The sequence below is a fragment of the Caballeronia zhejiangensis genome, assembly GCF_000698575.1.
GTDB lineage: Bacteria > Pseudomonadota > Gammaproteobacteria > Burkholderiales > Burkholderiaceae > Caballeronia > Caballeronia zhejiangensis.
Genome location: NZ_JFHD01000027.1, coordinates 60774 through 84262, shown reverse-complemented (window position 1 = coordinate 84262; position 23489 = coordinate 60774). Strand labels below are relative to the sequence as shown.

Here is a 23489-nt window from a genome sequence, read left to right as displayed (position 1 = left end):
CGCCTACGCCCTTCGGGCTAGATGGTTTTCACGCCCTTAACCCCTCGAGATCCCTGTCCTTAACAGGCCAGAAATCTCGATACACAATACGCACCCCCTAACGGGGTGCAGAAGCTCGATTTCCTCGTGCTTATACGGCGTATGACACTAGATTCTCCCTATAGCGTTTTTATAGGAATTTGCAGGAGAGCTATGTGTCTGCTAACTTGATACCTATAGACAATACTATAGGTCAGAAGAATGAGTTATTCTAAGTTCTTGGTGCTAGGCGATTGCGCATGAGCACAGGCAAATCCATCCCGGTCTGGTTCGCGGAGGAAGATCGCCGCAGGGTTGAGGAGGCCGCCGCACTGGCGGGCTGCAAGCACCTGTCGAAATACATCCGCGACAAGGCATTGAGTCGCGAGAGTCAGCGTGAAGCCGCCCGCGACAGCGTGGAGGCGTGGGCCGAGCACCAAGAACTTGTTGGCCGACTGGCCGAGATTGAGCGTAGCCAAAAAACGGCGCAAGCGTTGCTGGCAATGCTGATCTTTCTGATGCGCAAGAAGGCGACAACCGGCGAGTTCAACGAGTTGGTCGTCGCATGCGAAAAGGCCGGTATGCCGGCGGAATTGCTCGCCGCCTCATCTCCGGAACTCGCTTCCCTGATCGCCCGTTTTACGGAGGATCCGTGATGTCAGAACCGACCATCGACGCCGAAATTTACGCCGCCCTCGACGCGTCAAGCACGAGCTACTGGCTGCGCGACGCACAGACGTTGGCCAAGTGGCTAGCCCGGCGATGCGACGCAGCCATAGGCACGGCGAGGGAGTAGGCGATGCAGAAACATGAAGCCGAGAACGCCACGCTGCTCTTTGGCATCAGCTTACCCGTTGCCGGCTGGCTCGCCGGCGCGTATGTCGCGAACGTCCCGCTGCGCCCGCTCCCGGAAGCGCTCACCGCTGCGCTGCATGTGACCCCGCACAGCCCCCTTATTGCAAGTGGGGTCGTGCTCGGTCTCGGCCTTGCGGCCACGACCGCGTATTTGCTGCACGAGTATGGCGACGACGGATTCCGCGGCGCACGGTATCACCGGTGGCTGCGCGGCGCACGCATGGCGAACTGGCACCGTGTCAAGCATCAGGTCAAAGCCGCGAACCGACGGGAAAATCGCCGCCTCCGCGCCGAGCGTAAGAGGACAGCGAAGATGGGGCGAAACCCGGGGGCGGCAGACTTGCCGCCCATCATGGTCGGCCGAATGCCCATGCCGCTACACCTTGAGAATCGGAATACGCTGATTTGCGCGACCATCGGCGCAGGTAAATCGGTCGCGATGGAAAGCATGATCGCATCGGCCGTGAAGCGCCGCGACAAGATGGCCGTGGTGGATCCGAACGGCACGTTCTATTCGAAGTTCAGCTTTCCTGGCGACACGATTCTCAACCCGTTTGACCAACGTTCAGCTGGCTGGACCCTCTTCAACGAGATCCGGGGCGTACATGACTTCGACCGAATGGCGCGAAGTATCATCCCCCCGCAGCTTGATCCAACCGACGAGCAGTGGTGCGCGTATACGCGCGACGTGCTCGCCGACACCATGCGCAAGCTGGTCGAAACGAACAACCCAGACCAGGACGCGTTGGTCAATCTCCTCGTGCGCGAGGATGGCGAGGTGATTCAAGCGTTCCTCGCGAATACCGACTCGCAGGGGTATTTCCGCGAGAACGCGGAGAAGGCCGTCGCCTCGATCCAGTTCATGATGAACAAGTATGTGCGGCCGCTTCGGTTCATGTCCAAGGGCGAATTCTCGCTCTACAAGTGGGTGCATGACCCAAACGCGGGCAACCTGTTCATCACGTGGCGCGAGGACATGCGCACAACGCAGCGTCCGCTCGTGGCGACGTGGATCGACACGATCTGCGCCACCATCATGAGCATCCCGGAAAGCGCAGCGCCGCTCGCCCGCCGGCTTTGGCTTTTCCTCGACGAGCTGGAGTCGCTCGGCAAGCTCGAATCCTTCGTGCCGGCCGCGACGAAAGGACGGAAACACGGTCTGCGCATGGCGGCCTCAATTCAGGACTGGGCGCAACTGGACGAAACCTACGGCCGGGACGCCGCGCGCACCTTGCTCGGGTGCTTTCGCAATTACCTCATTTTCGGCGGGTCGAACGCACTCAATACTGATAAGGCGAGCGAGATTCTGGGCAAGCATCAGGTCGAGCGAATTCAGATCACGACGAATGCAGGCGGTGGCGGCGGGGGAGGGCGTAGCCGCAACCTTGTCACGAGCCCGCCGGAACCCGTCGTGATGGATTCGGAAATTTCGTTCCTGAAGGATCTGGAAGGCTACGTCATGTTTGGCGAGGATTTCCCCATCGCCAAAATCAAGCTGCCCTACGTCAAGTATCCGCGTCGAGCCGCGGCAATCGAGGTCAAGTGATGGAGGCGCGGCCATGCTCAACGTGACGCCCATTCGCGGCAACAACCAGTACGCGGCCGCGCATTATTTCTCAGCCGCCGATGACTATTACGCGAAGGAAAACCCCGGCGAGTGGCAGGGTGAGGGCGCGCGACACCTCGGGCTCACCGGGCCAATTGAACAGGCGCAGCTCTCGCGCCTCTTGGACGGCCAGCTTCCCAACGGCGAGCGCATCCAGACGACGTTCGACCCGATCGACAACAAAAAGCGCATGGGGCTCGACCTCACGTTCTCGGCGCCAAAATCGGTCTCGATGCAAGCGCTCGTGGCCGGCGACCGTGAAGTGATAGCTGCGCACGACTGCGCCGTGACCCGCGCGCTCGAACAGGTCGAGCAACTCGCCGAGGCTCGCAAGAAGATCAAGGGCAAAAGCTACCGCGAGCGCACCGGCAACATGGTCATCGCCAAGTTTCGGCACGAGATGAGTCGGGCGAAAGATCCGCAACTGCACACGCATTCGGTCGTGATGAACATGACGCGGCGCGCCGACGGTGCATGGCGGGCGCTCTCGAACGAGGACATCTTTCGGGTACAGCACGAGGTCGATGCAATCTATAAGGCCGAGCTGGCGACGGGCCTCCAGGCGATTGGCTACTCGATCCGACTCGTCGACGATAAGGGTAACTTCGAACTAGCCCATGTCAGCCGCGACCAGATCGAGGCGTTTTCCGCCCGTAGCCGCGTGATCGAAGAAGCCCTTGCGATCGAGGGTAAGACGCGGGCGAGCGCAACCACGCTCGAAAAACAGGTGATCGCGCTTGCCACCCGGCCGCGCAAGGACGAATCCGATCGCGAGATCGTCAAGCAATACTGGGTTGAGAAAAGCCGCGAACTCGGCATCGACTACGGCCCGCACTCGCATCTCGACGGACGGACGTATGAGGCGAGCGGCGGGCGAAAGCGCCGAGGGCGAGTAGACGGCGGCAAGACGGGCGACGGGGCGGGCAGCAGGTTGAGCAACAGCATCGACGCCCGCGGCGGGAACAACGCCGAGGCCGGCGAGCACGATCGCGTCGCCGCAACGAGTTTGCCGGCGGGTCTGACGCCCGCGCAGGCGGTCGTGCAGTACGCCATCAATCACCTGACCGAGCGTGAGGCCGTTGTCCGTGAGAGCGCGCTGACGGCGACGGCATTACGCCGCTCAGTCGGATTGGCCGGTCCGGACGGCGTGCGCGCGGAAATCAAACGCCTGGTCGGACGGGGGGCGCTGATCGAGGCGGTCCCCGCGTATCGGATGGCGGATCGGAAGGACGGGCCCGCGCTCTCGGTCGCCGGTTGGAAAAGCTATCTGCAGGAGCTGAAGTCCTGGTCGAACAAGCAGACGCAGCAGTACGTCACCAACGCGATCAAGCAAGGCTCACTCGTGCCGGCCGAGAAGCGTTACACGACGCAACAGGCGCTTGCCCGTGAGAAGGCGGTTCTCGCCATCGAGCGCACCGGACGCGGAGCGGTCGCGCCGATTTTGACGGCCGCCGCCGTCCGGACCGCGCTCGAACACTCTACGCTGAACACCGGTCAGCGTTCAGCGGTGGAAACGATCGTCGCCACGAGCAATCGATTCGTGGGTATCCAGGGCGACGCCGGCACCGGGAAAACCTATACCGTCAATCAGGCTGTCACCCTCATCAAGCAGGCGTCGGCCGTCAGCGAAGGCTATCGCACGGTCGCGCTCGCCCCTTATGGAAATCAGGTCAAAGCGCTTAAGAACGAGGGGCTGGAAGCGCACACGCTCGCGAGCTTTCTTTGGTCCAAGGAGAAGCCCGTCGACTGCAAGACGATCATCGTTCTTGACGAGTCGGGCGTCGTCGGCGCTCGCCAGATGGAGCAGCTCATGCGCACGGTTGAGCGGGCCGGCGCGCGCATGGTCTTGATCGGCGACACCAAACAGACCGAGGCCATTGAAGCCGGCAAGCCGTTCGCCCAGCTTCAATACGATGGCATGCAGACCACGCGCATCAGCGAAATCCAGCGTCAAAAAGATCATGAACTGAAGACGGCCGTTGGGCACGCGGCCGAAGGCCACGTCGCGCAGTCGCTCGCCCATCTCAAACACGTTGAGGAACTGAAAGAGCCGACAGAGCGGCACCGTGCGATCGTGAACGACTTTGTCGCTCTCACCGAAGCTGAGCGCCGCGGCACGCTGATCGTCGCCGGCACCAACGAGGCGCGCCGCGAGATCAATCGAATGGTGCGCGAGTCATTGGCACTGGCTGGCAACGGGCGTGAGTTTGATACGTTGACACGTGTGGACTTGACGCAGGCGCAGCGCCGGTTTGCGCCAAGCTATCAGTCGGGCATGGTCATCCAGCCGGAGAAGGACTATCAAAAAGCCGGGCTGATGCGAGGCGAGATGTACCGCGTCAAGGAGGCGTTGCCCGGCAATGCGCTCGTTTTGGCGCGGCAGGATGGCACCACTGCGACGATCAATCCACGCAAAGTGACGCAGCTCAGCGTCTACCGACTGGAGCGCGCCGAGCTGTCTGTCGGCGACATTGTGCGGATTAACCGCAACGATGCCGATCGCGACCTCACAAACGGCGACCGTATGCGTGTCGCCGGCGTTGTTTGGGGCGTCAGTGGCGTCAGCGGCATCGTCCGGCTCGAGTCGGTCGAGCAGCGGGACGGCCGGCCGGTCCGGTCGCTCGAGTTGCCGACCCACCGGCCGCTTCACCTCGAGCACGCCTATGCCTCCACTGTCCACAGTTCGCAGGGGCTAACGAACGACCGCACGCTAATCGCGCTCGATACCAAGAGTCGCACGACGTCGATGAACTTATACTACGTCGCCATCAGCCGCGCGCGGTACGAGGCACGCGTCTACACGGATTCGGTCAAAGCGCTACCCGCCGCTATTGCGCGCCGCTTCGACAAGACGACGGCGCTGGCGATCCAGCGCGAACGCGAACTGAAACGCCGCGGAGGCGGCATGCAGCCGAAGGGCGCAGCAGAGGGCTCGCAAGCGGTGCAGCGCCAACCGCTCGAAGCCCAACGCAGGCAGCCAGCCAACGGCTGCAAGCCCACGGACTACGGTCGCTTCAGCTAAGTTTCTTTCCGCAACGAACAACCACTTACGGAAGGCCGTCTTGGGCAGCGTCCGCTAATCCTTCGATCGGTTAAATGGTATCCCTACCACGTCGTCAAGCTGCCGCGAGATCCGGTGCGCAGATTATCGCAACGGCACCAACCACGAAAATCGCAATCCAACGGTTCGGCTCCGGCCAGCTGGCCAAGCGAATCAATACCGTCGTCGCAAAAGACAGCAGCAGATAAGTGACCACAAAGAGGGCGATCACATCAGCAAGACAGACAAGGAACGGTCGGGTCATCGAAGGTGCTCCTTTTGTGAGTAGGCCGCGCGATGCGTCGGCCTTCTGTTGTTCGGTCAGCAACGCATGCGGCGAAACTCGTCATTGATCGGCGGTTGAGCGCCACTACCAACGCACGCGCTGCTGCCGCGTATTGTCGATAAACACGTCGATGGCGCGCGGATTCTGCGCGGGCTGCCAGACCACTTTGTCAAACACGTTTACGGTGTAGCTCTCTTCATAGCTGCCCGCGGTGTACGAACCAATCGATTGACCGACACACGCCCTAGCCCCCGAGGTATAGCTGTAGTTACTGGGCGACTCAGACACTTGCGGTGGCTCGCTCAGTGTGTAGGACCCGTCACCTCCCCACCATCCCGGCTTATTTCCGCCCGATCTCCTCTGTCCCTGCACGACATACGCGCCATGCTCGGCGGGTCGCAGCGTCGCCGGGCAAGGGTCGTAGGGGTCAGAGACTTGATGGGCGTAGCTCGAACCATCATTGCCGTCAGCACGATCGCACGTCGGGAACGGCCGCCCTCGGCCGAGATCGTGATAGAGCTGGTCGATGGGGGGCACGCATTCGCCGACGCCTTTAGGGCCGCCATTTGATGCAGGGTTCGCCAGGCATAGCAGCACCTTGCATCCGTAGTCCGACGCGTGCGCCGACAGGGACGCGCTGATAATGAACAAGGCAACGAGGACATCTTTCATCGCTTCTTCTCCTGAAAGCGCTTTTCTCATATGCGAGAGAAACGTCAATCCACAAACTGCACGAATGGCGCAGCTTGTTGCGTAGTCGATGACGGCGCCCGCTGGTCGGATATGGGACGCGCCTCACGGCGGGCCGGCGCGGCGACAGGACGAGCGGAAGTCGCCGCGGCCGCCGGGCCATCCGTCGGCGTTGCGAGCTTCACCTTGACCGCCGACTCTCTGGCGGCGTCGGCAGAGGGCGGTTCGGAAGCTTGGCCATCCTGTTTTCGATCATCTGCAAAAAACACCCATTGCGACGGCGCTGCCGCGGACTTCGCTGGTTTGGAGATCCCTGCCGGTCGAACGGTAACGCTGGCATCTGCGCTATTCGGTATCACCGCCGGCACAACGGGAATTGGCTCTGCTATTTCTGTCGCGTTCGCGACAACCTTCTGCACGTAGCTCCGTTGACCGACGCCATCCGGCTTGAAACCCCGCGTAAAGTTGCCCGAGTAGTAGCAACTGAACGCAGCGCGCAAGGCTTGCTGATCCACGGGAATCCGCGCTCTTGCACGCTGGTAGCAATCTTTGAGAATCGCGCTGCCGGCCTTGAGGTTGCGGCACGGCTCGAATACTGTCTCGTAGCGCTCGCCGTACTTCGCAAGGTTGTAGCGATTGACCTGGCCGAGCCCCATCGAGAAATTGAACCCCTGTCGCTCGAGCTCACGGGCCGTCGCGACGGCTTCCGTCAAGTTGCGCGGCTGACGCTCGAGCCGGCCGCCCACGACACCAATCGCGTAGGGATTGCCCCCCGACTCGGTGCTCACAACGCCCTTGAGTGTGGTTGGATGAACGCCCGGGGCGCACTCGGCGGCCAGCTTGCTAAAGGGCAGGGGAGGCGCAGACGTTTGGGCGCAGGCGGAGGGAGGAATCGCGACCAACAGCCCGGCCGCTGCGAACACCGCTACCATGTCACGCGCCCGCATAGAGGATCTCCGATATGTAGCGGCCATTGCGCTCGGTGTATTTCCACTGCACAACGACGTCAATACGCCTTTTAACGCGCTCAATGATCTGCTCGCGCGTCATCGACGTGTGGCCGTCCATCAGTTCCCCAAAACGATCGTACATCTCGGCCGGTGAATCCGTGTGAATTGTCGTGAGCGATCCTTTGTGGCCCGTGTTGAGCATATTCATGAACTCGACTGCTTCCTGGCCCCGAATCTCGCCCATAATGACCCGGTCAGGCGTGAGCCGCATGCAGGAGCGAAGCAAGGTGGTAGGCGTCACGGCCGCTTGTCCCGATGCTTGATGACGGGCATAGGAAAGTCGGACGCAGTTCGGTTGCGCCGGCTCGATTTCCCGAGAATCTTCGATCGTGACGATGCGTTCGTGCGCGGGTATTTCCTGTACCAACGCATTAAGGCATGTCGTTTTGCCACAATACGTCCCGGCCGAAATGACGATGTTCTTATGCGCCACGACCGCGCCGCGCAAGAACTCGTCCCATTGCTTTGACCGATACATCTCCTGTAGTCGTGCATCGGAGTAGGGTTCCTCGATCACGTCGCCATTCACGAATCGGAACGCGCCCTGTTCCTGGTACTTCGGCAGACTCATCCGAACAAGCGACTGTTTACGAATCGTCATCGCGATCGTCCCTTCCGGCACGACAGGCGGCAGGATCATCTCGGCCCGATATGTTCCGCGCTCGAAATCGGGAATGTCGTCATCAAGATTCACTGGGATTTCGGCCGAGAGAATCGGACTTTCCCGGTCGACTTCGAGGCTCTTGAAAGAGGCGGTGACGTCGGCCAGCGACGACAGCAGTTGGTACGTCAGTCCCGGCACTTGGACTCTCTCTGCGTAGTAAGCGTCTTTCCTTCGGAGCCACAGCTCTCCGGGCTTATTGACCTGGATCTCGGTGACTTGCTTGTCATCAAGATAGTTGGCCAGCAACGAGAGCTTGGCCCGGAAGGAGGCAATCTGCGACATGGGTGCCCCTCACTGAATGAACGTCACACCGTCGCCGTGCTTCGCCGCGTCGATCTCATCCTTGTAAATGGAGGTGAAGTCCACATCCTTGTTCACGTAGATGCGGACACGGGAGCCTGCTGGCACCGTGACTGTCGGTTGGATGTTGATGTAGGGCGAAAGCACTTGTTGTGAGGACTGCGCCGCGGCCTGCTGCACCGACTGCCGGTATTGCGAGGCGGAGTTGTATTGATCACCCGAACCCACCCCCACATTCGATGCGCCTGCACCGATGACCGACAGCAACGCCGACATGCCAAAGATCTCGGCAAAATGCGTATCGACGATACCGCCCATACCCGCCGTCCCGAGCTGGTCGCCGCCGGGGCTGTCGATTGCCACCTGTACGCCGTCCGGCCGACGCAGCGTGTTCCACACGACGAACAGGCGATCTTGGCCTTTGCGTAGCTCCGCGTTGTATGTGCCGCACACGCGCGAGCCCCATGGAATTAGCTTAAGCCGGCCTTGTGCGCCGTAAACATCGCGTTGTATGAGTGCGCACAACTGGCCCGGCAGATCGGAGATCGCACGAGGCTCCAGTACCGCCTCGATGAACTCGCCCTGCAAGACCTTGTACGGGAGATTGTCGATCCGGCTCGCCGTGTTTATCGGGACGCCGTTACCGCTCACCGCGCGTGCGAAGCGCGAATTGGCATCTTGCGGGCCCTGGTCGCCCAAGCCACCCCCGAGCATCCCGGCGTTCTGTCGCGGCTGACCGCCCATGTCTGACCCGGCTTGCGGCTGGCCGCCCGCCGCCTGATTCGTGCTGTTTGGCGGGATGATGGCCGACTTCATGCGAGCTTCCAGTAAGCGCCGCGCTTGCTCGCGACGCTGCATTTCCATCTGCTCGCGCTGAGCCTTCATCGGGTCATCGGCCTGCACGGCGCTCGCCGGTGTTGCGGCCGGTGCGGACCCCGCCGCCCGAACACTCGCCGGCTCCTGATCTTTGAGTTTTGGCACGGGCTTGCGATCCGGGATCGAAATATCGCTGCCGGCCGCCGACTTGACTGCGTCATTGCCACTATGCTTAACAAGCCACACCACCGCGATGGCGGCCGCCGCGATCGTGGCGATGGCAACGCCGCCGAGCCGTTTCTTGCGGTTGTCGGCCACCATTGAGGCATTCGCCTGCTTTTCCCACTCTCGAACGGCCGCTTCGCGGTCATCGGGAGCGTTGCCGTTCGGATTTACCATATCAATGCCCCTCAGCGTTTCGCGCTGAAGCGGCGCTTACCTCAGCGCGTCGATAAGGATTCGCGTTGTTTTGCACGCACAGGTAGGCATTGCCGTTACGCAGCGTAAAGAGGCTCGCCGTGCGCTTGACGACCATGTACGGGCCTTCCCTGCGCGGACTTACGGCGGACTCTGTGCCATCTGGGCCCACGGTATAGAACGACGGAATCTCAGCGTTATGGTCGAACAGGAAGTAGGTGAACTGCCCATCATCAAAGGCGCGTTTTAGTGGAATCGCGGTTTTGTCGCCCGACACGCCGTAGTCAATGTTCAGCCGCGCAGGATCAATCCCACTACTCGTGTTTGCGTCCGAGCGGCTGGTGCCTGCGTAGCCGTTCACGTTCGAGTTCGGGTAGATGAAGCGCACGAGAAACGTCTGCGTCGTGCGTGCCTTCGAGCTGGTGAGCTTGAAGTAATAGGTGCGCTTATCGGTAATGACGGTCAGGTTCGTCGCCGCATTCGGCTCGACCGGTTTGATGAACAGGCGATTTTGGTAAGGCACCGTCTGCCAGGCAATCGAGTCACCCAGCGTGACGACCTTGACCGTCTCGTCGTTGGCAAACTCGATGGAGGTTTGGTAACCATACGTGCCGACCACCTCGTATACCTGATTCGGGTCATACGGCACCTGCTTGACTCGATCATCTGTCACAAGCGGGTGTGGCAATTTGGCCGCGAGTGCTGGCGCAGGAATCAACGAGATCGTCGTGCCACCGATGACGGCGAAAGCAATGCTGACGGCTTTGAAGTTCATGGTCTGATTCCTCGCGCGGAGCGTGTTACTGGCGGCTCAGCTCTTGATCCTTTCGATATGCGGTTGTGGCGTAACCAAGGGCGTTTTCCCAGCGGTCGCCCAATGCGAGCGGTTTAAACGTGAAGGTGTAACGGACGAGCGCCGTGTAGTAGTCGATCTTCGGCGGGCTGCCCGGCTTCTCCGTAATTGATTGGAACGAAACCTGATAGGCATCCTTGCCGAGCGACGTAATGCCGGTGATCTTCGGGTAGCGACGGCCACCCTGGCCGAGTTGGTAGTAGGGGTTGTTCGCGTTGTCGGCGCTGGTTTCCGCGTCATACTGAGTGGCGATCGATTGCGTCGAATGCAGCCGACACAGATCAGCGAAGCGCTGCCGCCAGTCCGGGTCGAACGTGTTGCAGTACATGATGAAGTCGTACACCTGGCTCTGAACGAAGCTCTCCTGCCCGGATATCGCTTCCTTGTTGACAACCTGTTGTTTCACAACGTGACCATTCGCGTCGAGCACCGAGACAACAGGAATGACGGTGTGAATGTTGGCGAGCACGGTGATTGCGCTTGCCATGCCGCCGATTACGAACAGCAGCAATCCGATGAAAAGGTACGCACGGTTGCGCTCCTGTTTGAGCTTGTTCGAGCCGCCCAGCTGCGTACGGCGCGTCGACTCGTCGCCCGCGAAGGTCCCTTTTCCGAGAGATTTCATTTCCCTGCTCCTTTCGCGAGCACCATGCGGGCGACCATCACCAGGGCGCCTGTGGACGACGACGCTCCTCCCGCCAACGCAGACGCCCAGCCTCTGACTCCCAACATGAACAAGATCAACACGCCTTCCACGATGACGAGCTGCGCAGTTTGCTCGCTGGTCGCCAATCCATCGGATTGCGCCACCTTGCCCGCTGTGTCGATAGCGTCACCAAACGCGAGGAAGCCGAAGCGAACGATCGCAATCACGAGGATGTACATCAAGCAGAAGGTCAGCATCTTGCTCACCCAATTGATGAACCATTGCCGCGTTTCGGGAAACATGAGAAAGCCGATAAACAGCGGGCAGAGCACCATCGTGATCGCGAGTCCAAACTTGGCTATCGTCATGTACACGAGTGCGAGGACGAACAGAACGCAGTTCATGACGAACAAGAGAATGCCGTCGCAGATCATCGCGAACTGATAAAAGTCGACAGAGCGAAGCCGCTCTGACACTGCTTCCACGTTATTCCAGAGTGCGTCCAGCATTTGCGCCGTTGGCTTGCCGGCCATGACCGTTGCAGCTGCGCCCTCCATAAACGACACGAACGCAGAATAGAGCGCCTGCGCCAGGCCGCCCCAATTGAGCGTCCCAAAAACAGCTACGGTCATGACGGCTTTCGCCAAGAGGTCTCTCCACTGGATCGAGGCGTACCCCGCGTATACTTTGTAACCAAACAGGGCCCAGTAGAGCACGGCTGCGAAGTAGATCGGCGCTGAGATCGCCCCCGCAATGGCCGGATACGTTTGCGACAAGAATGACTGGGTAACGCCGTCTGCTGCACCGACCAAGCCTTGTAAGGACATGTCGGCCATGCTATTTGGCTCCCGTAATTTCGTGCCAATGCGCCGCGACGCGAGAGTCCACCACGTCATCATGATTTAATTGATAACCCGTCGCCGTGGTGACACGCTTTCTTATTTCGCCGATGCAGAACGAAAAATTCGGCGCTTTAGAGTTGCCCCTTTCGAAGACGATTTCGCCACATCGAATCGGATACGAGGGAACCCACCTACCAAACTGATTTGCATCGGCGGTCAACAAGGGGTTACCGGCCGGCACCACGAGCATGCGACTATCGTTCGACGGTGATCGGGTTTCGTTAGGAAGTGTTGCAGCCTGATCCGCTGGCTGCATCGGGAAAAAGTAATAAACGGCCCCGCCAATTGCGATGACCACGGCGGCCCCCGAAACGAGCATCCAATGAAGGTTACGCATTCGTTTTGCTCCCGTAGCTACCCGTGTTGATCGGCTGGAAGTTGCAGGCGCATGGCGACTTGTCAAACTTGTTCGACGAGTTTGCGCACCCGCTCATGAGGGATATGACAAATAGCACGGCGACCAAGCGCCATCCCTTCTTCGCAACCTTCATCGTTGGGCAAAGAAGAATGAAGACGGGAAGGAACGCGAGCATTTTCATGACGTATCTCTCGGGGAATTTCGTCTTGTCTCAAGTGAGAACTGGTTATGGGCCCGTGCGACGGAAATACTTCTGTGTCGCGGCCGTCGCTTGGTTCTGCTGGTTCACTAGGTTCGCTTGAAGGTTCATGTTCATCGCGTTGAGTTTTGCCATCGCGCTCGACAGCATGCCGTTCTCGCTTGAAATGCGGTTCTGCAAATCCTGCGCGTCTTTGATGTTCGTTGTCGTATCGACCTGCGCACTCAGCACCGACAGGTTGTTGAGGTGCGCTTGAACCTCCGAGTACAACGAGTCGCCGCCCGCTAATGCTGCCCGAACCGAATCCGTGCTCATCTTGTAAGTCGTGGCGCTTTGCGCCTGCGGATCCGCGAAGAGATCCGGTGGCATCGTGTTGATGAGCTTCTCGTAGAAACCCTGCTTCGAGCCAAATGCCCCGCCTTGCTGCTGCGAAACAACTTCCTGCCACGACCCCGGCACGACCGATGCCGCACTGATCGACTGGTTCAGCCCGATCGAACCACGACCATAGGTACCGGTGATCGCCGCGTACTGATCTTTGAGCGTTTTGTACTGATCCTGTAGTTGCGTAAGCTGCTGCTGCAGTTGCAGAAAGCTCGCCGCATCGAACGTCGGAATGCCCGTGGCGTAGGTTGGCACCGAAACACTGAACGAGGCGGCTGCAGCGAGGGCTAAAAGCGCATTTTTCACGTTCACGCTCCTTTTCTCTTGAGGTTGTGCGTGTTCTCGGCAATCGCACGCTGCATAAACTCCGGCACCCACTGTTCCGGATCGTCGGTTCCCAGTTCACTGATGATTCGCTCCATGAGCGCAACGCCCTTGTCGTTCGAGGACAGCACGGGGATGAACTCGGGCAGATCGGACAGATCGAACTTGACGCGGATCGACTCACTACCTCGCCGTATCAGGAACTGAAAGCTTTCGGGCGGAGTGTCGTGAACGAAATCGAACTCACCGTCCGTAAGACCGAGGTGATCCACGAGATCAACCTTACTGGCCTCGCCGTTTGGCAAATAAATCTTGGTCGCCGTTTGCTTCTGGATCGAATCGGTTTCGCAGTAGAGATACTTCGCGTCAGGCGTGACGAAAATGAGCAGGCCGTTTTTACGGCGGATTTGCATGATGTAGCTGTCTATCTTTTCACGCCAATACGCGTGTTTGACGAGGTTTTGACCTTCCTCAAGCACGAGAATAAACGGCTCGCCGTTCATCGACTGCTCGATGCGGTGGAACGGATAGCTCAGCACGACGGGCAGCTCGGGACGTGCAACGCCGTCCTTGATGAGCTGGCGCATTTCGAAGCAGTAGTGCCGACACTGCGCAAGGTCGATGCTGTCGTGCTCGTTATCGAACACGCCCCGGTTGGCACCACCCTCTGCACCATTGACGCCGTGCCAAATCCGCATGTCCTTCGCCAGCTCGCCCTGCCCGAAGCACCATGCGACATTGCGCAAACGGCGATCTTGGACAGGCAGGACGTCGTAGTTTTCGTGGACAGCTTTCTTGAATCGCTCGATGTCGTCGGAAGTGAGCTTGCCGCCGTAGCACGTGCGCATCAACGTCATCAACTCGACCAGGTACAGGCGGTTTTCCGGCGAGTCGGGAAGCCTGAAGGGGTTCCAGCCTGTGTTGCCGTGCACCGACAACGTAGTGTGCTGTCCACCCATGCCGCGCATGAATACCTTCGCGCCCTCTCGATTGTCGAACCAGAACACGCGCGGACGCGCCTTGTCCGCCATAGCTATCAATGCCGACAGCAAAGTTGTCTTGCCCGCGCCGGTGTCCGCAGTCAGGGCCATATGACCGGCAACCATCCCTTCCATTTCGCGATGGAAGTTGAAGTAATAGGCTGTACCGCTTTCCGTTTCAAAGGCCATGATCGCCGGCCCCCATAGGTTGCCGTCAATTTTTCCAACTGCGTAGTTATGCAGTGATGCAAACCCTGCAAAATTGCCGGACTTGATCTTGCCGCGCCGGCCGATGAAGTGCTGCGCTTGGCCAGGAAGCTGCGACCAGAAAAACGTCTCAACAGCGAACCACTCGCGCACTGCCTTGACCCCAAGGTTCACGAACGATTTTTTGAGCAGCGCAACTGCTTTATCGAGATCCGCAATCGTTTGCGTTTTGTTCCGAACAGGATCGGCGTGCGCCGTCGTAGCCGGCACATGGGCGAGAATCGTCAGGTGATGGAGGCCATTGACAGCTCGGCCGCTCGTCAGATCGCGCAGACCATCCGTAATTTCCTTTTTGTCCTCGTCCGCACCGCCCTCGCGGTCGTTGACCACGAGACGCCGCCGTTCCTGCTTCATATCGTGCTCGGCAGTGATGCGGTCGCTGAAGAAGAACGACTGTGTGACGATGTATTCGACAGGTTGCTTCAAAAACTCGTTGAGCATGCGGGACCGCGTGCGTGCTGGCCATTCAGCCATGCTCAGTACGGCGCCGGCCCGCGTTCCACTCAGGTTCTGCACGGCCATCACGTTTCCGACTACCTTAAAATCGAGCCACGACACGGCAAGCGTACGGTCGAGCTGCACATCCGTGACGGGCACTCGTTCATCTTCCAGATTGATGAGATAGTGGAAGAAACCAGCGATTTCCGAATAGTCCTCGCCGAGATAGTCATCTACCTCCTCTCGGTCGTACACGTCGCGCAAGCCATACCGCGCCTGAAAATCTCGCCAGCTTAGATCGAATCGCTCGATCGCCGCCTGTGCGTCAACCGCACCCACGTTGCCAATGGCGAATCCCGGCCGGCGCTGGACACACAGCTTGCGAGCACCGTATCCTGACAGAGTCTGCACAACAAGGTTGGTGGCTTCGTTCAGATCCTTCGCTTGCTCCTCGAATGACTCTAGGTTCTCGACCGACGCCTTCGCACCCGATGCCAGCGAGAAGACGCGGTCCAAGAGGCCGGGCGCGCCCTGTCGAAATCGGTTACGAACAATGCTGATGTAGATCTTGTTCACGTAGAACGAACGCCTCATATAGCGCTCTCTCCACGCTGCATTGAAGCGTCGCGCGAACCATGTGCCGCCGTCTCCCTCCGGGTACTGATTGATCTTGCGACGGATCAAGTGAACGTACACTCCGCGGTCGCTGTTCGCGATGGAGCGCAGGACTGTGTTACGCCGGCGCTCGAATTGCTTGATTTGCGCTGCGCTGAACGACTCGAAGTACAGGCCATCAAGTTCAATGACCTGCACCAGACCATCATCCTTCGTGATGATGGTTTCGTCGTCGTAATGCACGCTGTACGGGATCATGTCGCTTGCCGCCATTTCCTTGTCATCGAGAGCTGCCCCGTCAGGCAGCGGCATCGACAGCGACATGTCAAACTTCTCTTTCAGAACGTCAACGAGGCGCATAGCGTCTGCATCTCCAGAAGCGTTTGTTCGGGCACGTCTTCAGGTGTGTTGCGGCAGCCAGAATGTCGAATAGATAGACGTCTTTGAGGCAGACCAGGTAGCTACCAAGCAGCAAGAAGGGGACGGCGATGGCGGGCACCACCGAGCGCGCGATCATCGCGGCCATGCCTGGAATGTAGAAGCTCATCGCGAGACTTGCGAGCGTCAACCCGCCAATCATCGTGGGTCGGGTCATCGCAGCGACGAGCGATTCCCCCTCATCGTCATGGAGTTGCTCGTCGGCACTCATACGATCGTTCCTGCCGAGCGCGCTTTGAGATCGGAGACGATGTTCGGCGCGAAGAAAACGAGGCCAATACCGAGACCCCAACCGCCGAGCGTCATGAGGTCGATGCGGCCGGTCTTCCAGCGGTATCCTTGGATCGCCAAGGTGATGATGCCGATGTAGTAACCCCACTCATAAATGAGCAGTTGCGTAACCGACCTCAAAAAGGCAGTGATCCCGCCGAACGTTCCGGAGGCGTCTTGTGCGTGGGCGAACTGCGGGAGGAGGAGCAGGGTGATTACACAGGCGTTAGCCGTCAAGTCGAGCACCATGTCCAGTCTATCGACCTTGTGGGTTCGAGCGGATTGGTTTGAGTTCTGAACTTGCATGTTTCGCCCTCGCATGAGTTAAACGTCAATGTTCATCGATTCTTGGCGGATTTCAACTATTTATAAGTAGTACTAATATTAGAATTTGGGCTGATCGAGTAGGGAAGGCCTACTCAGTCGCCTTTTGTTTGATCACACTCGATTATCGGGCCGGTCTGCAGGTGAGTTGTTTCCCGCATACGGGTCCTGAGTTCAACGACCAGTTGAGCGTTTTTAGACCGCTCTTCGGCTTTGGCGCGCGAACTGAGCCAATCGTTGAGTTCCTTGGGAATTCGATACTGCGATCGAACGGATTCGCCCATCCTTTCTCCCTCGTTGTCTGCGTCACTATCCAGTGACTTATAGTCACTATACGATAGTGCCTGAGTAGTGTCAAATTTAACTATGGAAGATACGCATCGCTCTCAATATCGCTTGCCGTGGCCGCTCTACGACGAGCTCAAGGCCGCTGCGGAAAAAAACCGGCGTCCGCTGAACGCCGAGCTTGTGGCTCGCCTCGAGTCCACATTTCCGCAACTGACAGTCAGCGCCGATGCTGACTTGCCGACGCTCCACTCGACGATTTCGAAAATGTCGCTGGCAGAACTCATGACGCCAGCAGAAATCACCATGTTTGCAGAAAGGATGCTGGGCATCGTCCAACAAGCGCGTGGCACCGGGAAACCACCTCGATAGTGTCTTTGATTAGACAAATACTAGAAATTTTAAGTAATCTTGCGCCGTCTTCTTTGTAAGAATTTGTGTCGCGCGATGTTCTTGTTTGCCCTGAGCAGATGTCATGCGAATGGAAGACGAGGCGCCGGCGCAGCTGCCATCGTGCCGAGACCACCCACCAACGCCGATGATCCCTACCGGCCGCGGCCGGGTTTCCCTTCGTCGCCAGTGCAGGCGCACTCTTGTGCGCAGTGGTCGCAGCAGTCGCACAGCATCGATATGTAGTCGCCGTCGTAACCGGGTCCAATATTCGGACAGAAGTGTAGTTCGCTAGCCGGTTCAGCGAAGCAAGTTGAGCATTTGCCGTCGCCGTATAATCCTTCGTGCTCCATGGTGCCTCCAGAGGGCAGCTAGGCTCCGGCCATCGTTATCTTCCCGCGCGTGCGAGATCGAATTTTTACACTTTATCGGTCCCGCGAGGTCAAGCATCGGACCGGCTGCGCTCGCCAACCTCGGAAGAGCAGAAGCTGCTCGGAAGAAACCTCTCGTGTCTGTCTGACGCTTCCCGCGGTCCGTTCGGCGGCATCCTTGGCTTCAAGATGCCGTGCTCTGGAGACCGCGAAGTCGGTGCAGCGTGGCAGCATGGCTCAAGAATTCAAGTGGCGGCGACGTCGCAGGCTGGATAGGCGCCCCTCCTAGGTGCGGCTTACATGCAGTAACGATCGCTTTCGTCGACATAGAATGCCACGCTGCCGACTCGCGCTCAATGGGCAAGCCATGCACGTAGCGATGACTCGGACTCCTAATGAAAAATCGCTAAATTCCTTTATGTTAAATCCAATCAACGAGAGTGAAGAACGATTCTGTGGCTCTCATGCGACTCAGAGATCACACGTCAGGTCCCCGAGTCGAACCTGGTCGTCCTCGGCAACGGCGAATTTCCGAATGACTGGCACGATATGCCACTCTGGCCCGACCGCCTTCATGTGCTTGCTAAGCGAGATTTGCCTTCAGGATGAGCAGTTCTCGCTTTGAGGCTTGAAGCGCGTATCGTCTCGCCTCCTGGTAAGTCGGATCTTCGTAACACGATCTCGCCGCCTCGTAAGATGGGAACTCTACGGCGACCACGCGCTTGATGTCCCGTCCTTCCACGAGGACAGCAGAGGCATCCACGGACTTCAACTGTGCCTGATACTTTCGACGATTGGCGACCACAATTGCCCTAGACCTGTTGTGCCTCTGCATCGTTGACCTCAGTTCCGAGGATAACCCAGTAGCCTCTCACAGCAAATCCCACAGCAGTAAGCGTCATACTGACGCCGGTCATACCAGCCTTCATACGACCTTCGCAGACGTCACATCGTTGATTCGCCTCATTGCTGCGGCGAGAGGCGCTGAACCGTAGCCCCACCGGTCACTCGCAAGCTGCCCCTCGTTGAATCTAAAGGCTGGTCTGCGACAACTGCACTGTGCGGAAGTCTTCACCCTTTCAGGTCGGGGCAAAGCACGAACCCCTATGCGAGCCATTACAGGCCGCCGTTCGCGTTCTCCGCGTTCTCTTACCCGCTCGACCAACAGCTTCCCTTGCGGGTTACCTGCCAGATACCGCGATGAACTGCGACGCTGGCGGACAATCGAGCTTACTGTGTTCCGCAGCTGATCGCGACGGGGAAGCGGTGGCGATGGCGAAGCAATTTTGTCAATTCTACCGCCGCCTGCCCACCAACCTGACACGGTCCAGTTGGATCAGTCCCTGGATTTCACGGTTTGCGTCTGCTCTCCCAATCCATCGATACCTAGCCTGATCGTGTCGCCGGGTTTCAGAAACACCTGCGGACTGGCGCAGACCCCAACGCCCGCGGGCGTGCCGGTCGCAATCACGTCGCCAGGGTACAGCGTCATATAACGGCTCACATATGCAACCAGCTTCGCGACCGGGAAAATCATCGCGTTGGTATTGCTTTGCTGCATGCGCTTGCCGTTGACTTCGAGCCACAGGCCGAGATTCTGCGGATCGGCGACTTCATCACGCGTGACCAGCCACGGACCGATCGGTCCAAACGTATCGCAGCCCTTGCCCTTGTCCCACTGTGAAGACTGCATTTGGTAGCTGCGCTCCGATACATCGTTCAGCACGCAATAACCGGCCACGTGCTCCAGCGCATCCGCCTCGGAAACGTATTGAGCCTTCGTGCCTATCACGACGCCAAGCTCCACTTCCCAATCCAGTTTGGTTGCGCCACGTGGGCGCACGATATCATCGCACGGTCCCATGATGCAGCTGATCGCCTTCATGAAGACCACTGGCTCGTCGGGAATCGCTAGCTTGGCTTCCTTCGCATGATCGACGTAGTTCAGGCCAATCGCGACGAACTTGGATGTGCCATTCAGCGGCGAGCCCAGACGCGGCGTGCCGCTGACGAGCGGAAGTTCTTCGAGGCAGATGTCGCGCAGGAGTTGCAACGCTCGTGGCGACAGATCCGCGGGGCCGAGGTCGTGGAGGTGGCCCGATAGGTCCCGAATGCGCCCGTGCTTATCGATGAGTCCCGGTTTTTCTTCACCGACATTGCCATATCGACACAGTTTCATACGTTCTCCGCAAAAAATGTGATAGTCATTGCCATCACGGTTTGAGTTAGTCGGACCTGTTCGTCTGATTTCTCACGTACACAAGTCGTTGATCGCTCAGACAGCCCACAAAACTATTTAGATTCCTCGTTGCCATCCGCGACAGTGACTCTTGTTATTGCCGCGACCGAAAAATTCGCCAAGGCATCGGATCGCAAGACTGGTATTGAGCGATTCCGCTGGCTCGGGTTTCCCCGAGAGTCAAGGGCGGATTTGACCTTGGGGCGCACTACAGCCCTTCAGGCCTGACCGTCAGGTCATTCCGCACTTCGCTTACGCCATTCACGGCCCTGGCTACCGAGACTGCAAGTTCAATCTGCTCCGCTTCGGGAACGGATCCGGCCAGGGTGACCACCCCACCTCTCGCTACGACGAGAATGTTGCCTGCCTTGAGTCCCCGCGTTTGTGAGAGGTTGCGCAGCACGGTCTTTTGCAGCTTGCGATTCGCCGCCTTGAGCGCTCCTTTATCCATGCTGCTGCTCGCTGCAGCAGACGGTTCCGCGTCGCTTCCAAGCACCTGGGCGTGTGCGACGACCACCGAACCCGCCATGACGAGCGCGCCTACCGCGCCCCTGAACCTGTTGATATACCGCACTTTGTTTCACTCCTTGATGAACCGAGTGTGCTGCTATGCCGCGCCGACGCCTTGCAATGGCGTTACATAGCACATTGGCGCCCGGACGTTCAGAACGTGTGCCGTATGCCGAGCACGGCGCCGACCGAGGTGCCTTGCACCTCATACAGCGCCCCGATCATTGACAGCCCGGTATTCATTGCACCGTGATTGTTCACGACGCCCACCTGTGCATAGAGCGTCGTTGCCTTCGACACAAAATAGTCCGTGCCCAGCGCGGCAAGAACGGAATGGTTGGTTGTCCGGTTGCGATCGCTTGTCACCCAGACTCCACCATTCACGTCCAGCGTCGGCAGCACATACCAGGTGAGGCCGCCCCCATAGACATTGTTGTTGAACGACCCGGCAACTTTGTAGTTGACGAAGGAAGCCTTCGCCGTCAGTGAGCCAAACTGATATCCGACGCCTAGCAGGCGACCTTCGTACTGCACGGTCGTTGGAACCGGTGTCTGAGCTGTACCGCCGCTATTGCCGTCGTAGATCGCGGCATTAACGGTCAAGCCACCCAGCTGGTATTTCAGTCGGACCGAGTACTGGCGGCCGGCCTGAAAGTTGCCAGCCTCGCCGCCGAACGCGTACATCGCGCTGGCCTGCAGGCCACCGAGAGTCGGACTGGTATAGGACACCGCATTCGCGTTAAAGATGCCTGTGCCGAGCACGTTGTCCACGAGGGGGATGGACCCACTGCCGAACAGCGACAGACTGCGCGGATCCGTGTCATAGACGGCGAGAAAGAAGGGTGAAAATTGCAGGCCCAGCTTGATCTCGCCGGGCGGCCCTTCGATGCCGACCCAGGCCTCACAGCCGAAAAGATTGCCGTTGCAGTGAAGCAATCCACCGTTGGCAATGTTGAGCCCGCTTACCAGCCGGAACTTCGCCTTGAATCCGCCGCCAAGATCCTCCGTTCCTACCAGACCAAACTGCGAATAGTATGATCCGCCGTCGATGACCGAAAACTGCTTGCCGGCGTTCTGACCGGTTGTCGGGTCGAGCGTCTTGGTTGTGTACAGCAACCCACCATCCAATACACCGAATAGTGTGACACTGCTTTGAGCTTGCGCAACGCTATTAATTAGCAATCCTATGCTAAATAGCGAAATTACTTTCGCAACGCTCCATTTTGTGACCATTTCCGTCTCCTTAACCTACTGCTTTGACAGTAGTTATAGTTTTATAGGTTTCGCTCGACGCGGTCCGATCGGTGCCCACTAACTATCAGACAGCGAACGATGCCTGGCACTTGCCTCGGGACGGGTCTAGTAGCGGGTTTCGCGCGCAGCACTGAGCCATGGATAGCGGGCCGTGTCCGCACCTGCGTAGTCAGGATCCAGATACACGTGGCAACGGTGAATCTTGAAGTCGCGAATCTCGAACACGTCGCACCAGCGCCCCGCATACGTGGTGCCGGCTCGCCACTCCACGCCGTTTTTCAGCTTTCCGCTCGACAGGCCCTCGACACACACGAGGTCGCCCTGCTGGATGACATTCAGGTACGATTTATCGTGTGTGACGCCGGCCAGGATCGTCATCAGATCGGCAAAAAGTTGCTCTATCTCCTGCCTGCCACGTGCGATTCCCCACTTCGGGAAATACATCTCTGCGTGCTCGTCGAACAACTCGATAAGATTTCCACCACGGTCCAAGCGCTTGAAATACTCAAGCGCCACTGCCTTCCTCTGCTCGTCGGTCATTACTTTGATTTCCATCGGTTCCTCCTTGGCGTTTTGACGCGTTCAAGAGTTATCGCTGCCCAAACCGGCGAACTGCGAACATCCGCGATCAAGCGAATCCTATTTGCTGACGCGTCTGAGAAATTTCTCTGGGGGATGCTCTCCCCATTGCGATACGAATCCTTCCTCGGTAGAACAATGGCGGTTTTTATATTCCTCATTGATGCGATCACTATCCGCCCAGTGCTCGTGGATTCGACCCCACGGATCAGCCCAATAATCGAAAACCTGGCTCCCGAGGAAATGACGCCCCGGCCCCCACATATGTTCATACTTCCCAGTATTCACCAGCCAATAATGGTCAGCGAAGACAGAATCGATATCATTCATTTCGAACGACACGTGATTCAATCCATTTTCGTCACCCTTGAAACACATGAGCACGTGATGATCGACATATTCCGCGCCTTGATCGAGGCGACTGAACGTCGCAATAACATTTGACGGCTCTACGGCGTAGATGTCATCGGTCGTCACTAGCCCCAGGTTTTCGTGGAACCAGCGCGTAGTTTCTGTCCACTTCGTCGAGGTCAGGACGCAGTGCCCAATGCGCTTGATTCTGGTCGGACTACCTGGCAGCCTTTGCAAGGCTCCGGCACGGCGTCGCGGTTCCTCGCCGGTGTTATAGATCCTGGGATCGACAGGAACCGACGGGAGACGCTGGATACCATGCACAAGCTCAATTTGATAGCCATTCGGCTCGGTGAGGATCACCCGGTGACCACCACCAGGCTCATCAATTTCGTGAATGATGGATGCTCCCTCGATCAGAGATGCCCGCTCGAGATCAGCTTTGCTTGCAACCTCAAATGCAAACCCTACGACCTTCGCCTCGCCCTTCTCAGTCACATGGATGTGATGATTCGGGTCAGTGCCGCGCATGTATAGCGCATTCGCAGTTCGTGCGGACCGCGATAGTCCAAAGTCAGATAGAAACTGCTCCGCCAGATCTAAGTCGGGCGATCTCAATCTCACGTAGGCCAACTCTCTCACCACGATTTTGCTCATGTCTTCCTCAATTTTTCTACCACTAGAGTTGTTATTGCCAGCAACAGCTGGAACCTCATTCGGTTCTTCGTTAAGCGCCACGCGAGAATGTAAAGCGAAAAATTTACTTTTTTTCGGTTAATAATTCTTTAATGCTCGCTCGAAGGAACACGA

General features: G+C 58.4%; 24 protein-coding genes. 4 read left to right on the top strand and 20 right to left on the bottom strand.

Annotation, left to right across the window (positions count from 1 at the left end):
* The first annotated feature begins 278 nt into the window (after positions 1 to 278).
* The 3 genes from BG60_RS26520 (at position 279) to mobF (ending at position 5501) form a co-directional block, all read left to right on the top strand.
* Positions 279 to 674, top strand: a complete 396-nt coding sequence (locus tag BG60_RS26520) for a hypothetical protein (RefSeq protein WP_014194542.1) — start codon at positions 279 to 281, stop codon at positions 672 to 674.
* A gap of 143 nt (positions 675 to 817) precedes the next feature.
* Positions 818 to 2419 carry a type IV secretion system DNA-binding domain-containing protein gene (locus BG60_RS26515; RefSeq protein ID WP_014194541.1) on the top strand — a complete coding sequence of 534 codons (1602 nt, stop codon included), beginning with the start codon at positions 818 to 820 and terminating at the stop codon, positions 2417 to 2419.
* 13 nt (positions 2420 to 2432) lie between these two features.
* Complete coding sequence (mobF, locus tag BG60_RS26510; RefSeq protein ID WP_034473318.1) at positions 2433 to 5501, top strand: MobF family relaxase; 3069 nt, start codon at positions 2433 to 2435, stop codon at positions 5499 to 5501.
* A 94-nt stretch (positions 5502 to 5595) separates the two neighbouring features.
* Here the strand turns inward: mobF and BG60_RS26505 are convergent, their stop codons facing one another.
* From BG60_RS26505 to BG60_RS38340, 14 genes are all read right to left on the bottom strand, one after another.
* Positions 5596 to 5784, bottom strand: coding sequence for a hypothetical protein (locus BG60_RS26505; RefSeq protein WP_014194539.1), 189 nt, complete (start codon positions 5782 to 5784; stop codon positions 5596 to 5598).
* A gap of 105 nt (positions 5785 to 5889) precedes the next feature.
* Positions 5890 to 6477 (bottom strand): hypothetical protein, encoded by a 588-nt coding sequence (locus BG60_RS26500; RefSeq protein WP_014194538.1) that lies wholly within the window; start codon positions 6475 to 6477, stop codon positions 5890 to 5892.
* Between the two features lie 44 nt (positions 6478 to 6521).
* The gene (locus BG60_RS26495; protein WP_241484893.1) at positions 6522 to 7427 is read right to left on the bottom strand and encodes a lytic transglycosylase domain-containing protein; all 906 of its coding nucleotides are present in this window, start codon (positions 7425 to 7427) and stop codon (positions 6522 to 6524) included.
* Position 7428: 1 nt separating this feature from the next.
* A complete protein-coding gene (virB11, locus tag BG60_RS26490; RefSeq protein ID WP_014194536.1) occupies positions 7429 to 8451 on the bottom strand; it encodes a P-type DNA transfer ATPase VirB11 in 1023 nt (340 codons plus the stop codon).
* A gap of 9 nt (positions 8452 to 8460) precedes the next feature.
* On the bottom strand, positions 8461 to 9684 hold the full coding sequence (locus tag BG60_RS26485; RefSeq protein ID WP_034473316.1) for a TrbI/VirB10 family protein: 1224 nt from the start codon (positions 9682 to 9684) through the stop codon (positions 8461 to 8463).
* A 1-nt stretch (position 9685) separates the two neighbouring features.
* Entirely contained in the window at positions 9686 to 10477 is a 792-nt protein-coding gene (locus BG60_RS26480) for a TrbG/VirB9 family P-type conjugative transfer protein (protein ID WP_014194534.1), read from the bottom strand.
* 25 nt (positions 10478 to 10502) lie between these two features.
* Positions 10503 to 11180 (bottom strand): VirB8 family type IV secretion system protein, encoded by a 678-nt coding sequence (locus BG60_RS26475; protein WP_014194533.1) that lies wholly within the window; start codon positions 11178 to 11180, stop codon positions 10503 to 10505.
* Complete coding sequence (locus BG60_RS26470) at positions 11177 to 12037, bottom strand: TrbL/VirB6 family protein (protein ID WP_014194532.1); 861 nt, start codon at positions 12035 to 12037, stop codon at positions 11177 to 11179. Before BG60_RS26470 ends, BG60_RS26475 begins: the two co-directional genes overlap by 4 nt.
* A gap of 1 nt (position 12038) precedes the next feature.
* On the bottom strand, positions 12039 to 12440 hold the full coding sequence (locus BG60_RS37195; protein ID WP_075583559.1) for a hypothetical protein: 402 nt from the start codon (positions 12438 to 12440) through the stop codon (positions 12039 to 12041).
* A gap of 247 nt (positions 12441 to 12687) precedes the next feature.
* Entirely contained in the window at positions 12688 to 13356 is a 669-nt protein-coding gene (locus BG60_RS26460) for a TrbJ/VirB5 family protein (RefSeq protein WP_014194530.1), read from the bottom strand.
* Positions 13353 to 16028, bottom strand: a complete 2676-nt coding sequence (locus tag BG60_RS26455) for a VirB4 family type IV secretion/conjugal transfer ATPase (RefSeq protein WP_014194529.1) — start codon at positions 16026 to 16028, stop codon at positions 13353 to 13355. Before BG60_RS26455 ends, BG60_RS26460 begins: the two co-directional genes overlap by 4 nt.
* Positions 16015 to 16317 carry a VirB3 family type IV secretion system protein gene (locus BG60_RS26450; protein ID WP_014194528.1) on the bottom strand — a complete coding sequence of 101 codons (303 nt, stop codon included), beginning with the start codon at positions 16315 to 16317 and terminating at the stop codon, positions 16015 to 16017. The genes BG60_RS26455 and BG60_RS26450 overlap by 14 nt, the downstream gene beginning before the upstream one ends.
* Positions 16314 to 16682 carry a TrbC/VirB2 family protein gene (locus BG60_RS26445; protein WP_014194527.1) on the bottom strand — a complete coding sequence of 123 codons (369 nt, stop codon included), beginning with the start codon at positions 16680 to 16682 and terminating at the stop codon, positions 16314 to 16316. Before BG60_RS26445 ends, BG60_RS26450 begins: the two co-directional genes overlap by 4 nt.
* Before the next feature lie 113 nt (positions 16683 to 16795).
* Positions 16796 to 16984 (bottom strand): hypothetical protein, encoded by a 189-nt coding sequence (locus tag BG60_RS38340; RefSeq protein WP_148276389.1) that lies wholly within the window; start codon positions 16982 to 16984, stop codon positions 16796 to 16798.
* 82 nt (positions 16985 to 17066) lie between these two features.
* Here BG60_RS38340 and BG60_RS26440 point away from each other — a divergent pair, with 82 nt between their 5' ends.
* A complete protein-coding gene (locus BG60_RS26440) occupies positions 17067 to 17357 on the top strand; it encodes an Arc family DNA-binding protein (protein ID WP_014194526.1) in 291 nt (96 codons plus the stop codon).
* A 972-nt stretch (positions 17358 to 18329) separates the two neighbouring features.
* Here the strand turns inward: BG60_RS26440 and BG60_RS40200 are convergent.
* From BG60_RS40200 to BG60_RS37190, 6 genes are all read right to left on the bottom strand, one after another.
* Positions 18330 to 18581 carry a DUF1330 domain-containing protein gene (locus tag BG60_RS40200; protein WP_041734202.1) on the bottom strand — a complete coding sequence of 84 codons (252 nt, stop codon included), beginning with the start codon at positions 18579 to 18581 and terminating at the stop codon, positions 18330 to 18332.
* 501 nt (positions 18582 to 19082) lie between these two features.
* Entirely contained in the window at positions 19083 to 19925 is an 843-nt protein-coding gene (locus BG60_RS26430) for a fumarylacetoacetate hydrolase family protein (RefSeq protein WP_034473312.1), read from the bottom strand.
* 268 nt (positions 19926 to 20193) lie between these two features.
* Positions 20194 to 20436 (bottom strand): BON domain-containing protein, encoded by a 243-nt coding sequence (locus tag BG60_RS26425; protein ID WP_241484891.1) that lies wholly within the window; start codon positions 20434 to 20436, stop codon positions 20194 to 20196.
* Positions 20437 to 20648: 212 nt separating this feature from the next.
* The gene (locus BG60_RS26420) at positions 20649 to 21728 is read right to left on the bottom strand and encodes a porin (RefSeq protein WP_014194523.1); all 1080 of its coding nucleotides are present in this window, start codon (positions 21726 to 21728) and stop codon (positions 20649 to 20651) included.
* Positions 21729 to 21854: 126 nt separating this feature from the next.
* Positions 21855 to 22304, bottom strand: a complete 450-nt coding sequence (locus BG60_RS26415) for a nuclear transport factor 2 family protein (RefSeq protein ID WP_014194522.1) — start codon at positions 22302 to 22304, stop codon at positions 21855 to 21857.
* A gap of 84 nt (positions 22305 to 22388) precedes the next feature.
* Positions 22389 to 23336 carry a VOC family protein gene (locus BG60_RS37190; RefSeq protein ID WP_014194521.1) on the bottom strand — a complete coding sequence of 316 codons (948 nt, stop codon included), beginning with the start codon at positions 23334 to 23336 and terminating at the stop codon, positions 22389 to 22391.
* Between the last annotated feature and the right edge of the window lie 153 nt (positions 23337 to 23489).

What these genes read in the sequence shown, in the direction of transcription:
- BG60_RS26520 (WP_014194542.1), top strand. Translation starts at nt 279, where the DNA reads ATGAGCACAGGCAAATCCATCCCGGTCTGGTTCGCGGAGGAAGATCGC.
- BG60_RS26515 (WP_014194541.1), top strand. Translation starts at nt 818, where the DNA reads ATGCAGAAACATGAAGCCGAGAACGCCACGCTGCTCTTTGGCATCAGC.
- mobF (WP_034473318.1), top strand. Translation starts at nt 2,433, where the DNA reads ATGCTCAACGTGACGCCCATTCGCGGCAACAACCAGTACGCGGCCGCG.
- BG60_RS26505 (WP_014194539.1), bottom strand. Translation starts at nt 5,784, where the DNA reads ATGACCCGACCGTTCCTTGTCTGTCTTGCTGATGTGATCGCCCTCTTT.
- BG60_RS26500 (WP_014194538.1), bottom strand. Translation starts at nt 6,477, where the DNA reads ATGAAAGATGTCCTCGTTGCCTTGTTCATTATCAGCGCGTCCCTGTCG.
- BG60_RS26495 (WP_241484893.1), bottom strand. Translation starts at nt 7,427, where the DNA reads ATGGTAGCGGTGTTCGCAGCGGCCGGGCTGTTGGTCGCGATTCCTCCC.
- virB11 (WP_014194536.1), bottom strand. Translation starts at nt 8,451, where the DNA reads ATGTCGCAGATTGCCTCCTTCCGGGCCAAGCTCTCGTTGCTGGCCAAC.
- BG60_RS26485 (WP_034473316.1), bottom strand. Translation starts at nt 9,684, where the DNA reads ATGGTAAATCCGAACGGCAACGCTCCCGATGACCGCGAAGCGGCCGTT.
- BG60_RS26480 (WP_014194534.1), bottom strand. Translation starts at nt 10,477, where the DNA reads ATGAACTTCAAAGCCGTCAGCATTGCTTTCGCCGTCATCGGTGGCACG.
- BG60_RS26475 (WP_014194533.1), bottom strand. Translation starts at nt 11,180, where the DNA reads ATGAAATCTCTCGGAAAAGGGACCTTCGCGGGCGACGAGTCGACGCGC.
- BG60_RS26470 (WP_014194532.1), bottom strand. Translation starts at nt 12,037, where the DNA reads ATGGCCGACATGTCCTTACAAGGCTTGGTCGGTGCAGCAGACGGCGTT.
- BG60_RS37195 (WP_075583559.1), bottom strand. Translation starts at nt 12,440, where the DNA reads ATGCGTAACCTTCATTGGATGCTCGTTTCGGGGGCCGCCGTGGTCATC.
- BG60_RS26455 (WP_014194529.1), bottom strand. Translation starts at nt 16,028, where the DNA reads ATGCGCCTCGTTGACGTTCTGAAAGAGAAGTTTGACATGTCGCTGTCG.
- BG60_RS26450 (WP_014194528.1), bottom strand. Translation starts at nt 16,317, where the DNA reads ATGAGTGCCGACGAGCAACTCCATGACGATGAGGGGGAATCGCTCGTC.
- BG60_RS26445 (WP_014194527.1), bottom strand. Translation starts at nt 16,682, where the DNA reads ATGCAAGTTCAGAACTCAAACCAATCCGCTCGAACCCACAAGGTCGAT.
- BG60_RS38340 (WP_148276389.1), bottom strand. Translation starts at nt 16,984, where the DNA reads ATGGGCGAATCCGTTCGATCGCAGTATCGAATTCCCAAGGAACTCAAC.
- BG60_RS26440 (WP_014194526.1), top strand. Translation starts at nt 17,067, where the DNA reads ATGGAAGATACGCATCGCTCTCAATATCGCTTGCCGTGGCCGCTCTAC.
- BG60_RS40200 (WP_041734202.1), bottom strand. Translation starts at nt 18,581, where the DNA reads ATGCAGAGGCACAACAGGTCTAGGGCAATTGTGGTCGCCAATCGTCGA.
- BG60_RS26430 (WP_034473312.1), bottom strand. Translation starts at nt 19,925, where the DNA reads ATGAAACTGTGTCGATATGGCAATGTCGGTGAAGAAAAACCGGGACTC.
- BG60_RS26425 (WP_241484891.1), bottom strand. Translation starts at nt 20,436, where the DNA reads ATGGATAAAGGAGCGCTCAAGGCGGCGAATCGCAAGCTGCAAAAGACC.
- BG60_RS26420 (WP_014194523.1), bottom strand. Translation starts at nt 21,728, where the DNA reads ATGGTCACAAAATGGAGCGTTGCGAAAGTAATTTCGCTATTTAGCATA.
- BG60_RS26415 (WP_014194522.1), bottom strand. Translation starts at nt 22,304, where the DNA reads ATGGAAATCAAAGTAATGACCGACGAGCAGAGGAAGGCAGTGGCGCTT.
- BG60_RS37190 (WP_014194521.1), bottom strand. Translation starts at nt 23,336, where the DNA reads ATGAGCAAAATCGTGGTGAGAGAGTTGGCCTACGTGAGATTGAGATCG.